Below are 14,474 nucleotides of genomic sequence, written 5' to 3'. Positions count from 1 at the left end.
TTGAGTCGTCGGTCTCAACGGGCCTCGGAGGTTGCCTCGAACAGGCTGGCATCGCGGTCACGAGCCAGTTCCAGCCGCAATTCCTCAACCTGCATTTCCAGCCGAGCGATCTCCCGAATACAACTGTTCAAGGCAATGTTCATTTCGTGTTGAGACACGTTGGACAGGTGCAGGTGATGGGCGATCGGGTCGCGGACACACTCGCCGAGCATTCGTTCCAGCTTCTGATCGAATTTACGTACGATCGGACGACGAACGACCACCGTCCATCCCCAGACCGGTCTGACGAGCGATTTGAGCAGGCGTTTCATCTGTGAAAGACTCCGTTCTCGTGAGGATCGGCATGATCGAGGGGTGAGCATTGGGACGCATCGCCACAGCGGGCCACGAGGTCGGCATAGGCCCGCGCGGCGATCGACCAGTCGTGATGTGTTTTCACATGATTAAGTGCTGCCTCGCCAATGGCTCGGCGCATCGAGGGATTGCGTGCGAGTTCAAGCATCCGATCCGCGAGCCCGTTTTCACCGTCACGGTCAGGATTCCAGGTGACGACCGTCTCAGCCGGATAGTCACGGAAGCTGGCGACCTCGGTGACGATCGAGGCGACGCCTGACCGGCGAAAGTCCAGCAACGAGGCGGACGTTTCGCCATAGGTGGGCGGGCGTCGCAGGCCAAGCCCGACATCAACCGCGCCCACGAGCCGCTCGTAATCCATCTTCAATGCTTGCCCCAGGAACAGGACGCGGTCGTCCAGGCCCTCGTCCTGAACGAGTTGCCGGGCTCGGCCCTGTTCCCAGTCCTTTCCCACGAACAGAAGGATGGCCCGGTCTACCTGGCGACGAATCTTCGCAAAGGCCCGGATGGATTCTTCGTACATCTTCATGGATGTGAGATTGCCGAAACATCCAAAAACAACCGCATCGGTTGGGATGCCGAAGTGTTGACGAGTGGCGTTGACCTGGGCGAGACTCTGAGGGTTGGGTGATGCCCCCATCGGGATGACCACGGTTCGGTCCACGAATTCGGGCATCGTCTGCCGGACAAGTTCTCGGCAGTAGGGGGAATGGACGACCACGAAGCGGGACCGCTCGAAGATCTCGCGGTTCAAGGCAACGCCGCGTCGCATGGCGGCGGCCTGGACACCACCAGGTTCAGAATGCCAGGTGTCCACACGCTCCTCAGGGTCAATCTGACCGGCGGCTCGTTCCTGAGCGATGATTCGCTCGAAATGCCCCGAAGGAACATCGGGTTGATTGGCGTACCAGAAGTGGAAGCCCGCCAAATAATAGTCATGCAGGACCGTGATGCCGGGATGCTGCCGCAAGCACTCGTAAACGGATCTATGATACCATGAGTTACCCATTTGATAAATGATTGCCCGAGGGGGGAGTACCGCGAGCCTTCGGGCAAACGAGGCGCGATCAAAGCAGCGGAATCGGCGATCGGAGAGGCCCAGTTCGGGCACGTAGTCGCCATCGTGAAACAGATCGACGTTCACCTGCTCATGGAGCGCCAGCGCCAAGCGGTGTGCATAATCCGCAATACCGGTTGCCTTGGGAGGGTAGGGGGAAATCATGGCAACGCGTTGTCGATCGGGACGAAGTCGGAAATGGGGCCGGGGGACCTTCGACTCCAGGCATTTCACAATCGACGCTCGGGCCACTGCTCCGAGATTGGATCGGCAAAGCGCATCGGTCCGCTCGATGGCGGCCTGAGCCAGTACCTGGGCGCCGGAACGATCTTCGAGCAGCCGAGCCATGCCCTGGGCGATGGCCTCGGTGTCGGACGGATCCACGAGAATCCCCGCCTCGCCGACGAGGTCGATTTGCGACGAGTTGCGCCCAGCGATGACTGGGGCTCCGCTCCGCATGGCTTCAAGAATTGGGAGCCCAAGCCCTTCGTAGTGCGAGGGAAAGACAAAGGCCGAGCAACTGCGGTAGAGTGCTTCAAGCGTGGAATCATCGACATCACGCGGAACGATCACATGATCGCCGATCGAATGGTTCAAGGCATACGCAAGAATTTTATCTCGATAGATGGCGTCGTAGGCCCCAGCGACGACCAGCTGGGTGCCGGCTCGGAGCACCGGATCAAGCATGGAGAACGCATCAAGCACCCCCCAGGCGTTTTTGCGGTCATCTCGCCCACCAAGGTGAAACAGGAACGGCTTGGATACCCCGAGGCGGCTCAGCCGGTGGGAGTCGGGATCGGAGCCATCGGCATCAGCAGGCCGGAACCGTGGATCGACGGCCAAGGGGAGGGAAACGACCCGATCCGCTCGAATCCCGAGCCGCTGCACGGCATCGCGGCGAGTTGCGTCCGAGATCGCCAGAAAACGATTATAATGACGTAACGTATCGATTCGGTGATGATACCGTCGTCGAACGCCGGGATCACTGAGGTAGGCCTCAGGAAAGAGCAAGGGAATCAGGTCGTACAGAACTGCGATGAGCGGCAATCCCCCCGGGGTCGGCGCGGGAGGCTCGAAGCCCGGCGCAAGCTCAAACGGGTTTAACATGAGCAGCGCATCGAGGCGGTCTGAGTTCTGAGTGGCGATGGTCTGCCAGCGTCCCTGAATGGTCTCGTCGCCTTCATCGAGACCCACGGAAACGGTCTGAACCGTCGGCCCGTGAATCTCTGGAATCCGGTCGATAGGCAACGCTCGATACGAATAAAGCACCCATTCATCCGTCAAACTGGACTCGGCCAGCGAACGGAGTAAGGCCGCGGCGTAGCGACCGACACCTCGGTCTCGGCTTCCTTCGGACTGAAGCGGCAAGAGGTCAATTCCGAGACGCATCAGGCCACCCCTCTCCGAAGCATCGTCGTGTGATCAGCCGGGCGATCGGGGAAGCAGAGCCGGCGGTATACATCGAGAAGTTGTGCCCAGGTGTGTGAACGGCGAACATGATCGTTTGCCGATTGACCGATCTTCTGTCTCAGGTCGGTGTCGAGCACGAGTGACCTGAGAACGGCGCCGAGTTGAGCGACTCCTGAATGCTCGTCCGTCCACGAAATTTTGCGAACGACCGCGTCGGGATATTCGGCGAAGGTACCAACATCGCAAACGACGGTCGGGAGCCCTCGTCGAAGCAGGTCGAGCAGGGCGGCGGACGACTCACCATTGGTCGGTGGTCGCCGCAGACTAAGCCCAACATCGAATGCGTCGATCGCGCGTTCGAAGTCGTCATCCGAGAGATGGCCGAGGAATCGGACCCGATCCCGGACGCCAAGACGAGCGGCCTCGCAGCGAGCCTCTCCGTTGCCCAGATCGCGGCCAACGAACAATAGAACCGCTTGAGGAAGATCGGAAAGCGCGTTGGCAAACGCCCGGATCGTCTCCCGGTTCAGCTTGGTCGGATGAAGAATGCCGACGGCGCCGAGGACAACTGCGTGGTCATCTAATCCGAGCGACCGACGCGCCTTGCGTTTCCGATTGAGGTCGATCGGGTCAGGATCGCAGCCGATTGGCGCAACGTGGACCTTCTTTGAGAGCCAGGGGAACGTCGCGGCAATTTGATCTCGGCTGGTTTGCGAATGCACGAGGATCGCGGTTGCACGCTCCAGGATTCGGCGGTTCATGGTCACACCACGACGGACCATTTCGTCCTGGATGTCCCAGGTTCCGGGCTTCCAACCGGTGACCAGTTCGGCCAAACCGGAATCGTGGGCGTGACCGGAATAGTTGAGCTCGTCGATCAAGTGCGCATTCATGCGACCCGTCATCAGGCCGTAGCTTGCATGAAAACCGGCGAGTGCTTGGTCGTGCAGAACCACGATGCCCGGATGATTGAGAAACGGTTCGTAGAGATACGTATGAAACGACGAATTCCCAAATTGATAAATGGTCGCTTCGTAACGGACCAGATTCCGACGGCGATCGAACATGGAAGCGTCAAACGTTGCATACCGGCTGGAGGAGTCGGTCAACGCGGGGCGATCGCTCGGGGCGTGGTAGAGATCGATCAACGTCTCATCGCGGAGGGACGTGCAAATACGTTCTGTATATCGGGCGATTCCTGATGGAGTCGGAGGCAGAGGAGAGAAGATGGCGATCCGAGGAGGCGAAGGATCGCGTGTAAGAGTTCGTCGGCCTCGCGGGGACGTCTGCTGTGGGCGTGGCGCTTCAAGGACGCGAAGGGTCCGATCGGCCACCTCGGACCAGCGAAACTGTTCGGATCGGTCTTGCCCTTGCCATCCGAGTTGCTGTCGTAGAGAAGGGTTTTCCAGCAATCGCACCATCGCCGTGGCCAGATCAGAGGGTTCCGCGGCATTGGTGAGAAGTCCGGCATTACCCAGAACCTCGGGTTGTGAAGAATTGTTCGCGGCAATGACCGGAGCACCCAGTTGCATGGCTTCAAGAATCGGCAGACCAAACCCTTCGTAGAGCGACGGAAAAACAAAGGCAACGCAGGACCGATAAAGCGTGATCAAGGTCTCCTGATCAACGGCGTTGGTAAGCACAAGTTGATCGGAGATCCCTGCGGCTTCCGCGTGGCGGCGAAGCTGCTGGACCTCAGCTTCGATCAGGGAACAGGTCACCACCAGTTGAGTTCGATCGCGATGATGGGCTGGAAGCAGGGCAAAGGCATCAATTAGCCCTTGAAGATTTTTGCGTGGATCACTGCTGCCGAGGCAGAACAGGAACGGGCGGTCGATCCCGAGACGATCCAGAACGGCGGCGTTTATGCTGGAATCGTAACGATCGTGCGTTGATGGCTCACTGGCCGTGCCGATGGTTTGAACTCGCGAGGGTGGTAGGCCGAGCAATTGAAGCGTGTCCTGCCGGGTCGCCTCGGAGATTGCCAGGAGGCGGTCGTAACGGCAGAGTCGTCTGAGATGCCCATAAAACCAACGGCCGACATTTTCGTTGACCAGATATGTTTCTTGAAAAAGAAACGGAATCAGGTCGTAGACAACCGCCGCGGTTTGGATGCCACTGACCGGTCGGTGCGGAAGCCCGTAGAATTCCCAGGTTTCGAAGGGGCTGAGGAGGAGGAACCAGTCCAGAGCGCCGACATCTTCAACCAGGGAGCGTTCAATGGCATGTTGAAGGGTGTGTTCACCCTGGTGATGGTTGCGGCGAACCTCCCGAATGCGGGTGCGGGAGGATGTCGGGAGGGACTCTCGAGAGAGATCTTCGTAAGTGTAGAGAATGTACTCGTGCTCGTCTTCACGTTCGAGCATGGCTGCGAGGAGACTTCTCGCGTAGCGGCCGATACCTCGCCCGCGGCTGTAGGGGGATTGAATGGCGAGTACGTCGACCCCGATCCGCACGATGACCTCCCTGCCGCTGCGTCACGAAGTTGAGTCGGGGAGCCTTCAGTCGTTTCCCCGCGAATCATCAGGCTGCGTCGGCCGTGGCTCGATCAGGTTCCTGGGTGGTGGCCGCTTCGGATGCGGGTGTGCCGACATGACGAATGTACGAGTCGATCACCTGATCAATGGGGCCGTCGGCCTGAAGGACTCCTCGGTCGAGCCAGAGACCCCTGGTGCAAATCTTGGAGAGCGCGTCCATATCGTGGGAGACGATCACCACCACGTTTGAGCGATCAATCACCTGATGAATGCGCTCTCGAGCCCTGCTCTGAAACGAGGCATCGCCCACGCTGAGGGTTTCATCGAGCAGCAAAATGTCGGGATCGACCTCGGTGGCGACTGCAAACGAGAGCCGGGAGAGCATGCCGGTCGAGTAGTATTTCAAGGGCAGCGATGCGAACTCATGAAGACCGGAGAAATCCCAGATCCGGTTGATCCGAGCCTTCATCTGTTTCCGATCGAACCCGAGCAACGCGCCGTTGAGATAGACATTCTCCTCGCCGGAAAGTTCAAAGTTGAACCCAGCGCCCAGCTCAATCAAGGGGGCGACACGACCATTGACCACGATCCGGCCGGAGGTCGGGGAGTAGATCCCGGCAATAATACGGAGTAACGTGCTTTTGCCCGCGCCGTTGGCTCCAAGAATTCCGATGCGTTCACCACGACGAATGTTCAGATCGATCCCGCTAATTGCCCAGAACGACGACTGATTGCTCTGCTCGCGACGGAGGAATAGATCCATGCAGGCGCGTTTGAGCGAATAGTATTTGTCGCTGTAGGTGGTGAACCGCAGCGAAACGCGCTGCAGGTCGATGACCGTCTCGTGACTCACCTCTGCCTCTCCTTGACCTCGCGGCCTCGATTCAGAGCCGGAAGACCAGTTTGTCCTCATACGACTTGAACGTGACATAGCCGATTCCCAGGGCCACCGCCGCGATGCCGGCAGTCGAGAGGAAGAGCATCCAGGAAGGCCAATGACCTTCATAGATGGTGACGTGAAACATGCGGATAAACGGGTATGCGGGGTTGAGCCAGAATCGCCAGGCAATTTCCTCAGGAAGGGCGTTGATCGGATAGACGATTGGGGTGGCAAAATACCAGGCCTGAAGAAAGACCGTGAGCAGATGACCAAAATCTCGGTAGAACGTGTTCACCGTCGCGGCGATGAGTCCGAGGCCCAGCGTGAAGATCGCGTAGATGAAGATCGCGATCGGGACCATCAGGAGCGACGGAGTAAACCGGGCTCCGAGCGGGACCATCAGGAGAAACAGAGCCGTCATCGAGAGAGTCAACATGGTGGTGTTGAGCACTAGCCTTGAGAGCGGGAAAATCATTTTTGGGATGTAGATTTTCCGAATCAAGCCTTCGTTGGAAATGATGCAGGTGGACGACTCGGTGACTGTTCCGACCAGCAGTCCCCAGGGGACCATGCCTGAGAACAAATAAAGTGCGTAATCGGTTCCCCCTTTGCCGAACTTGAACAGATGCGTGAAAACCAGCGAAAGGGTGACCATCATCAAGATGGGATTCAGGAGCGTCCACAAGAATCCCAGCAACGACCGTTGATACCTCGTTCGAAGGTCCTGGGCCACCAGGTTTTTCAGGACCGCCCGGAAGCGATAGAGTTCCTGGGCGTCACGGACGAGGATGGTCAATCCGTTCAGGCCAGGCAGTGTGTCACGACCAGGTGGGAACACCTGCGGGATTGGCGTCGTCGGAGACGAGACCTGTGTGGCCATAACGGTTCACTTCCGTGTGAATGAAGGCGGGATCGGAATCAGGTCCGATCTCGGTCGGAGAGGCCCGAGAGTGCTTGGCCTGACCATGAGGTCTCGACCAACTGTCGGCCTTCCTCCCTGCGGCTCGACTGTCGTTCGATGCGATTCGGTGCAAATGATACGGTTTCGCGCGCTCTTGTGAAGCCCAAGTCAGCTCGGCCGCCTGATCGAGCGGTGGCGACCACTCCCGAAGCCCAGACCGCCATCAGCGGTTCAATGGGCACGTGAAACCGTGCCGAGACAATGGTCAGGGCGTGGAACACGGCAATCAAGGTCGCCGCCAGTAGCGTGGGTGCGATCCGACGACGGAGGTTGGGGCCGAGCCCAATCAAGCCAACAATTGCAAGTAGTGACAGCCCAAGGTGTCCGGTACGATAGATCAGGCTTCGGGTCTTGGGGTTGGTATCATCCCAGAGAATGAACGAACGAAGCCGTTTCGCGCAGAGACGGGGATAGCGAAGCGGATCGGCCTGCAGATCGTCGAGTGCTCGACGAAGGAGCCATCGCGATCGGCCCGGTTCGTTGAGCGTTGCGAGGGTTTGCCGGTCGTCCGCGGTCAGGGCGATATCGTCGATGTAGCCGGCCTCGTGACGAGCGTCCCACAAGGCTCGGTTCCGATCGGCCAGGCCTGGGCCGCTATTCGCAAGGATCGTCTCGACCGAAGCTCGAACAACCTTATCGGTTCCTTCGCTCAGTGAGCAGTTCCCCTGCCAGAAGGCGTACCCGAAGGTGCTCTTGACCGGTACGAACTCTCCGTGAACACGAGCGTTGCGGACAATCCAGGGGGCGACCGTCAGGGACGAGATGAGTGCAACAACCGTGAGCGGCCCGATCGCGCGACGAAATCCCTGGCCTTGCACCGCGACCCAGGCAATGGCGGGAGCAATCAACCCGAGAATCGGATCGCAGAGCACCAGAAGGCCGAGGATTCCTCCCACGGCCAAGGCATCGAGCCGATGGGCTGAGCGGGCCATCCGATACGCTCCGACAAAGGCAAGTGTCACCAGCGTCGCCGCAAGCCCAGCCACCTGAACATGAGTCGCGACGTAGATAAGTGTCGGATGCACGGCGGTTAACAGCCCGGCAACGATCGCCATGCGAGGTCGATCGGGAACAATCTGATAGACCAGCGCCATCACCGCCAGTGTCATCGCTCCTCCCAGCGCCGCCTGTCCGAGCTGGAGGAGCAGAAGGGCCTCGGGCGTTTCGATGCCTCCCACCGCGAAGGCTGCCGCAACCAGGAGCGGATAGAGCGGGGCCTGCTGTGAGGTGGGACCATCAACACCGAGAAAGCGAATCGAGAACCCCCGGCCTTCGAGCAAGTTCGAGGCAATCTCGCCGTGCTCGTAGGTACTCCGGGGAACGGTGTGGCTTTGGAGTACAACAATCGCCGAAACCCTCACCGTGACGGCGAGGGCGACGATGGCAAGAATCCAGCGAAGTTGAGGCATCCAGGCCGACTCCCCGGGGCCTGTTCGCGACGGAACCTCGTCGCCCCATTCCTGTGGCCCGCAACACTCTGACGCCGATGGGCCGGTCGGTCAAGGCGGGTTCGAGGAGCAAACGGCACGCCGAGTGCAGAAAACATCAGGAAAGCGACCACCACGGAGATCAACCACACCCGGGAGCCGTTCACACCATGAAGACTCGTACGAAACTGGCCCTTGGACTGATGGCCGGAGCCGGTCTCTCCTTCGCGGCCCGATCGTGGCTCAGACGCCAACGTCACATCGAGCTGCGTGGGAGGGTGGTGGTCATTACCGGGGCATCCAGTGGGCTGGGCTTAATCCTGGCTCGCAAGGCTGCTCGACGCGGAGCGATTGTGGTTCTCGTGGCGAGAAATGCCGAGGCGATCGAACAGGCCGCACGAGAACTGATCGCCGAAGGAGCCCTGGCAACACTGGCCATCCCGACCGACATCGCCGATCGAACCGCCGTCGAAGCGATGATGGATCGGGTGATTCAGCAGTTCGGACGCATCGACGTCTTGATCAACAACGCGGCGCTGATGATGGTCGGACCGCTGGAGGCAATGACCCTCGATGACCTCCGTCACCTTCACGAGGTCAATTTCTGGGGAGGCGTCTATTGCTCGTTCGCCGCCTTGCCCCACATGAGGGCGGCCGGAGGCGGCCGGATCGGCAACGTCGTCTCGATCGGCGGCCGCATCGCCGTGCCGCATCTGCTGCCGTACACGGCGAGCAAGTTCGCCTTCTCGGGGTTCACAAGGGGGCTCTATCCAGAACTTGTAAAGGATCGTATCTACGTCACCGGATTTTATCCGGCCATGATTCGCACCGGAGGGCATACCAACGCGCTGATGAAAGGGGATCGCCACGCCGAGTACGCCTGGTTCGCGGCCGGGGATGTGAACCCGATCACGGCGACCTCGGCCCACACCAGCGCCGAACGGTTTCTCGAAGCGATTTGCAACGGCGATCCCGAGGCCCCCGTCACCTGGCCCGCCCGGCTGGGGCCGATCGTCGATGCCATTGCTCCGGCCTGGTTTGCGGAGCTGAATGCTCTGGTCGAACACTCCATGCCCGAACCGTCAGCCGACGAACAGAACGATCCGCCGATCCCTGGGGAACGGCTGCGAGGAACGGTCGCGGCCGTTCTCAGTCGACTTGTCCCGGATCAAGCTCAACCGGGATGAGCATGCGGCAACGATGGGTGCTGGGAGAGCATCGCACCCCGGCGTGGTCAAGGTGTCTGGGAAAGACACCGGCTGCCGGGGGCGATTCGTTCGATGTTCAGGCGAGCAACTCGGGGATCACTCGGGCCGGTTCGACGCCGGTGAGCCGCTGGTCGAGCCCCTGGTAGCGATAGGTAAAGCGCTCGTGATCGAATCCCATGAGCTTCAGGACGGTGGCATGGAAGTCTCGAATGTGGACGGGATTGTCGACGATGTTATAGGAGAAGTCGTCGGTTTCTCCATAAATCGCCCCGCCGCGAGCACCACCACCGGCCATCCACATGGTGAAGCACCGTGGGTGGTGGTCGCGCCCGTAATTCTCACGGGTCAAATTCCCCTGACAGTAAATTGTCCGGCCGAACTCACCTCCCCAGATGACCAGCGTCTCATCGAGCAGGCCACGGGATTTGAGGTCCTGAATCAGGCCCCAACACGGTTGATCGACGTCCTTGCACTGATCAGGGAGGCGGCCGGAGACGTTGGCGTGCGTGTCCCAGTTGTTGTGGTAAATCTGCACGAACCGAACACCCCGCTCGACCATCCGACGAGCAAGCAACGCGGTGTTGGCGAACGTGCCAGGGTTCGAGACGTCGGGACCGTAGAGTTCGAGGGTCGCTTCCGACTCGCTCGCCAGGTCGGTCAACTCGGGAACGCTTGACTGCATGCGGAAGGCCAGCTCGTATTGCTGGATCCGGGTGTTGATTTCCGGGTCGCCAAGCTGGGCGTACGTCCGTTCGTTCAGGGCGTTCAGCCCGTCGAGCGTGGTTCGGCGCACGGCGGCCGGAACGCCCTCAGGGTTGTTGATGTAAAGAATCGGGTCGCCCGCGGTCCGGAACGAGACCCCCGCATGTTCGCCCGGCAGGTAACCGGACGACCAGAGCCGCCCCGAAATGGCCTGGATCTGCTCGGTGTTCGACGGACGAGCCACCAGGACCACGAAGGTCGGCAAATCGTGGTTGTCCGATCCCAGGCCATACGACGCCCACGAACCAAGGCAAGGGCGGCCGGTCACCATGTTCCCGGTTTGCATGTAGCTGATCGCCGGCTCGTGGTTGATCGCCTCGGTATGCATGCTTCGGATGAAGCAGAGGTCATCCACCATCTTGGCCGTCTGCGGCAGGAGTTCCGACACCCACATGCCGCTCTCGCCGTGCTGGGCGAACGCATATTTGGACGGAGCAATGGGAAACCGAGCCTGCCCGCTCGTCATCGTCGTGAGACGCTGACCCATTCGGATCGACTCGGGAAGGTCGGTATCGAACAGGTCTCCCATGGCCGGCTTGTAGTCGAACAGGTCCATCTGCGAAGGACCGCCCACCATGTGCAGATAAATGACGTGCTTAGCCTTGGGCGCGAAGTGCGGCCCGACGGGCAAGCCCTGGGAGTCGGCACTGGCCGACGCCGATCGCTCGCCAAGTAACGAGGCGAGGGCGGCCATGCCGACGGCATTGGCCCCCCGACCGAAGAAGTGGCGGCGCGTCTCGTTCTGGACGAATTGGCGGAGAGGATCCATGATTGCTCCTCAAGGAAGAAAAGGGTGTGAACTCACTTCGTCAGCACTTCGTCCAGATTCATCAACTGATTGGCAAGCATGGTCCAGGCAGCCAGGGTCTCCGGGTCAAGCTCGGTGTTTGCCGGAGAGGTCCCCAGGGCGATCAGAGCCGAGGCATCTTCCGGGTGCCCCTGATAGTGCGCGAGCAACTCACCGAGCGATGCGCGGACAATCTCCAACTCCTCCGAATCCAAGGGGCGGGCGACCAGTCGAAGGGCCATCGCCTGCACACGATCGTCGTCCGATTCGCAGGTCGAGATGAGGGTGCGTTCCGCCAGGTGACGAGCCGCCTCCACGTACTGGACATCGTTCAGGGTTGCCAGAGCCTGCAAGGGCGTGTTGGTCCGCTCGCGACGAACGGTGCAGTATTCCCGGCTCGGAGCGTTGAAGACTTCCATCGAGGCCGGCGGCGCGGCCCGCTTCCAGAAGGTGTAAAGGCTGCGGCGATAGAGGCCGGTCCCTTTGTCTTCTTCATAAAAGCGGGTGTTGCTGCCGGGCATGGCGACGGCTTCCCAGACCCCCTCGGGCTGGTACGGCTTGACACTCGGCCCGCCGATGGTTTCGGCGAGCAACCCGCTGGCCGAGAGGGCGTAATCGCGAATCATCTCGGCATCCATGCGGAAGCGAGGTCCGCGGGAAATCAGGCGATTTTGCGGGTCGCGCTCCAGAGCCCCGGCAGAGACGGCGGCCGACTGCCGGTATGCCGCCGAGGTGACCATCAAGCGATAGAGATGCTTGAGATCCCAGCCCGATTCGCGGAACTCGAGGGCCAGCCAGTCGAGCAACTCGGGATGGCTGGGCAGCTCTCCGCTGATCCCGAAATCGCCGGTCGTCGCAACCAGGCCGGTCCCGAACAGTTCTTGCCAGGCGCGATTCACTGTAACTCGGGCCGTCAATGGATGATCGTCGCTTAAGAGCCATTGAGCGAAGCCGAGCCGGTTTCGGGGGGCTCCCTCGTCCATCGGTGGCAGGATGGCAGGGGTCGCGGCGGAGACCTCCTCCCGGCGCTGATCGTATTCACCTCGATGCAGGACGAAGGCCGTTGCCGGTTGATCGCGTTCAGCGGTCACATGAGCAATCGTCCCTCGGGCCTTGATCTCAGCCTCCTCGGCTTCCAGAGCGGCCAGGGTTGCTTGCAGGTCTCGATTCGTCTCATCAACGTATGCGAGCCACCAGTCGAAGGCCGCGTTGACCTCCTCCTCCGGTCGCGAATCGGCGTTCGTGGCGACGAGCCGGAGCGTGCGATCGCCTCCGGCTAGGGCGGCCATTTCGGTGGTGGAGAGCGATCGGTGGTAGAGCCGAACATCCCGAATCGTCGCGCCGTCGAGTCGGCTCGATCCGTTTCGCTGGCCAACCTTCAAGGGAACTTCGGTTCGAATCGTTCCCTTGAGCTGGTCCGAAACCACATCGACGCCTTGCGGCTGACCGTTCAAAGCGATTGAGACACCAGCCGCCTTGCCCGATCCGTCGTAAGAAACGCTGATATGAGTCCATCGGTTGCGCTCGATCTCAGATTTCGAGACCACCTTGATCGCATCGCCTGGCCAGGTGTGGACGATGTGAGTTCCAACGCGGTTCCCCTCGATCCAGAGGTCCCAGCCGCGGTGCTCACTCGCCTCGTCCATCCGGGCAACCACGGCGCCGGCCATCCCTCGGCGAGGGAGTTTGACCCACGCGGACACCGTGAAGTCGTCACTCGTGTCGAAATCGCCGACCCCGGCCAGTTCGAGGGCCCCGACTGGACCGGGACTGATTCCTTCGCCAAGTTGGGCGAGCAGGGTCTGGCCTTCAGAGGGAATTTCGGACGTCACACGGTCGGCGGTCGCCTCGGCCAACCAACGGTCAAACGCCGATCGGGACTCGATCTTGTGGGCGTCGCTGGCGGCGCGGGCTTCGGCCAGGACCCTGGAAAGTTCCGTCCAACGATCTCGATCCTGGTCGGCCGGAACGTGAATGATCGGCGGGGTGTCGCGGATGTTGCCGTCCATCGCCCCCTGCGTCGTGTTATTGAAGAAGGCGGCCAACTGGTAGAATTCGCGCTGACTCAGCGGATCATATTTGTGATCGTGGCACGTGGCACAGTTTGCGGTCAGTCCGAGGAAGATGGTTGCGACCGTCTCCGTCCGGTCTCGGGTGTAGCCGACGAGGTTCTCCTCGGGAATCGTGCCGCCTTCGTTCGTGGTGATATTGCAGCGGTTGAAGCCCGTGGCGATGAGCTGGTCGAGATCGTGGTCGGGCAAGAGGTCGCCGGCAAGTTGTTCAAGGGTGAACTGGTCGAACGGCATATTTTGATTGAATGCCTTGATCACCCAGTCTCGATACGACCACATGGTTCGCTCGTTGTCGAAATGCAGCCCGTGGGTGTCGGCGTAGCGGGCCGCGTCGAGCCAGGTCCGGGCGCGATGCTCTCCCCAATGAGGAGAGGCAAGCAGGCGATCGACGTAGGATTCATAAGCCTCAGGAGTCGGGTCATTGACGAATGCCTCGACTGCCTCGGGAGCAGGGGGAAGGCCGGTCAGATCGAGACTCGCGCGTCGGGCAATCGTACGGCGGTCGGCCTCGGGCATCGGCGACAGCCCGGCCTGTTCGAGTCGATCGAGAATGAATGCGTCGATCTCGTTGCGGACCCACGACGGCTCGGAAATCTCCGGCAGTTCGGGTCGTTGAGGAGGGATGAACGACCAGTGCGGCTCGTATTCGGCTCCCGCCTCGACCCAGCGACGGAGCGTGGCTTTTTGCTCCGCCGTCAGCGTTTTATGCGACGAGGGAGGTGGCATGATCTCGAACTCATCGTCCGATTCGACGCGGTAGATCAGCTCGCTCAGTTCCGGATCACCCGGAACGATCGACTCGGCCTCGATGGCGGCATCGCGCTGGTCGAGCCTCAAATCCGCTTTTCGGGCGGCACTGTCCGGCCCGTGGCAGGAAAAACAATTCTCCATCAGAATCGGCCGGATGTCCCGGTTGTATCGCGGAACCTCGTTGGTCTCGGCTGCGGACGAGTCGGCGGCCACCATCCCCACGAGCAGGACGGCCATGCCGACTCGACACGCAGAACGTGGGTGGTCACGATGATCGAAGCGGCGATGGCTCATGCAAGTTCTCCCTCAGTCCGAGGCCACTCGGGCCG

General features: G+C 60.7%; 9 protein-coding genes. 1 reads left to right on the top strand and 8 read right to left on the bottom strand.

Features of this window, described 5'->3' with window-relative positions; all coding sequences use genetic code 11:
* Positions 1 to 14: 14 nt before the first annotated feature.
* The 6 genes from GA615_RS18870 to GA615_RS18845 all read right to left on the bottom strand — a co-directional run bounded on the left by GA615_RS18870 (position 15) and on the right by GA615_RS18845 (position 8,548).
* Complete coding sequence (locus tag GA615_RS18870) at positions 15 to 311, bottom strand: hypothetical protein (protein WP_152052873.1); 297 nt, start codon at positions 309 to 311, stop codon at positions 15 to 17.
* Entirely contained in the window at positions 308 to 2,800 is a 2,493-nt protein-coding gene (locus GA615_RS18865; protein WP_152052872.1) for a glycosyltransferase, read from the bottom strand. The genes GA615_RS18870 and GA615_RS18865 overlap by 4 nt, the downstream gene beginning before the upstream one ends.
* Positions 2,800 to 5,277 (bottom strand): glycosyltransferase, encoded by a 2,478-nt coding sequence (locus tag GA615_RS18860; protein WP_152052871.1) that lies wholly within the window; start codon positions 5,275 to 5,277, stop codon positions 2,800 to 2,802. The genes GA615_RS18865 and GA615_RS18860 overlap by 1 nt, the downstream gene beginning before the upstream one ends.
* A 67-nt stretch (positions 5,278 to 5,344) precedes the next feature.
* Complete coding sequence (locus GA615_RS18855; protein WP_235905552.1) at positions 5,345 to 6,151, bottom strand: ABC transporter ATP-binding protein; 807 nt, start codon at positions 6,149 to 6,151, stop codon at positions 5,345 to 5,347.
* 31 nt (positions 6,152 to 6,182) lie between these two features.
* On the bottom strand, positions 6,183 to 7,058 hold the full coding sequence (locus GA615_RS18850; RefSeq protein ID WP_152052869.1) for an ABC transporter permease: 876 nt from the start codon (positions 7,056 to 7,058) through the stop codon (positions 6,183 to 6,185).
* A gap of 38 nt (positions 7,059 to 7,096) precedes the next feature.
* Positions 7,097 to 8,548, bottom strand: coding sequence for an ArnT family glycosyltransferase (locus GA615_RS18845; protein ID WP_152052868.1), 1,452 nt, complete (start codon positions 8,546 to 8,548; stop codon positions 7,097 to 7,099).
* Between the two features lie 188 nt (positions 8,549 to 8,736).
* On the opposite strand from GA615_RS18845, the gene GA615_RS18840 reads away from it, so the two are divergent.
* A complete protein-coding gene (locus GA615_RS18840; protein ID WP_161602421.1) occupies positions 8,737 to 9,753 on the top strand; it encodes an SDR family NAD(P)-dependent oxidoreductase in 1,017 nt (338 codons plus the stop codon).
* Positions 9,754 to 9,850: 97 nt separating this feature from the next.
* Here the strand turns inward: GA615_RS18840 and GA615_RS18835 are convergent, their stop codons facing one another.
* Positions 9,851 to 11,305 (bottom strand): DUF1501 domain-containing protein, encoded by a 1,455-nt coding sequence (locus GA615_RS18835; RefSeq protein ID WP_152052866.1) that lies wholly within the window; start codon positions 11,303 to 11,305, stop codon positions 9,851 to 9,853.
* A 32-nt stretch (positions 11,306 to 11,337) separates the two neighbouring features.
* A complete protein-coding gene (locus GA615_RS18830) occupies positions 11,338 to 14,439 on the bottom strand; it encodes a DUF1553 domain-containing protein (RefSeq protein ID WP_152052865.1) in 3,102 nt (1,033 codons plus the stop codon).
* Between the last annotated feature and the right edge of the window lie 35 nt (positions 14,440 to 14,474).

The sequence above is a fragment of the Tautonia marina genome (genome assembly GCF_009177065.1).
Taxonomy (GTDB): domain Bacteria; phylum Planctomycetota; class Planctomycetia; order Isosphaerales; family Isosphaeraceae; genus Tautonia; species Tautonia marina.
The sequence above is the reverse complement of the archived record's forward strand: the minus strand, read 5'-3'. Positions and strand labels throughout refer to the sequence as shown.